This is a genomic window from Pseudomonas huaxiensis (genome assembly GCF_003231275.1).
GTDB classification, from domain to species: Bacteria; Pseudomonadota; Gammaproteobacteria; order Pseudomonadales; family Pseudomonadaceae; genus Aquipseudomonas; species Aquipseudomonas huaxiensis.
The window spans coordinates 1-796 of the sequence record NZ_QKVL01000145.1; the positions used below are offsets into that span (position 1 = coordinate 1).

The 796-nt window shown below is 57.9% G+C and carries 1 protein-coding gene; it reads left to right on the forward strand.

Going from position 1 to position 796, the window contains the following annotated elements; genetic code table 11:
- Window positions 1-796: T6SS phospholipase effector Tle1-like catalytic domain-containing protein (locus tag DM374_RS32610; protein WP_450088435.1), on the forward strand; the 796-nt coding region annotated here is incomplete at both ends.

The window sequence follows — 796 nt, forward strand, 5'->3', positions numbered from 1 at the left end:
AGGGAAGGGGGTCAGCGATGATCTGTCAATCGGTGATGGCTTGTTGCTTTCTCAAATTGCCTTGCACGAGCTATACGCAGACGCGTTTGCTCATGGATCACCTTTAAAAGTCCCAAGTAGTGTACTGCCTTCAAAGCTGCACCATGATTTCTGGAGGCAGATGGAGGTAGGGGTTGCTGAGCATTTTGAGATATCCCCAGCTCTCGCTACGCGCTTCAATGCTTGGCGCCAAGCAACACTAGGGCTGACTCAACGCTCTGAGCAACTTTCCATACAACAAACCGAAAACTACCAACCCATCCTGTCCGACAAAACGGTCGAAGCCGCCCTCCGCGACCAACTTGGCTGGATCACCGCCTGGCGTATCGACCGCTACGCCTTCAGAACCCTGGAGCACCAGACGTTCTACAAAGAAGCTTCCGACGCTGAAGCTGCGCCGGAGGTTCGCAAAAAGGCCGAGGCGCTGCGCAACCAAAAGCAGAAAGACGTGGAAAAACGCCGCGTCGAGCAACGTGCCAGGGAGCGGCGCGAGCGCCTGCCGCCGGCGCCATTGGAGCCAGGGGTCAAGGACTTCGATGCGGACATGGGCAGGACCCAGTTGCATGACGCTGCGACAGAGTTCGGTGAAGTCTATCGCCGTGAAACGAGCACGCCAGCCCAGTTCAACCCCATGGGCCTGGTTAGCGATGCTGACCGCGCGGTACTTGAAGCCCATCTGCGTGAGCAGCGACAGATCAAGGCGCTGGGCCGCGAGCGTGTCAGCCGGCTGTTCCCGCCACTGTCAGGAGTAAAGAAC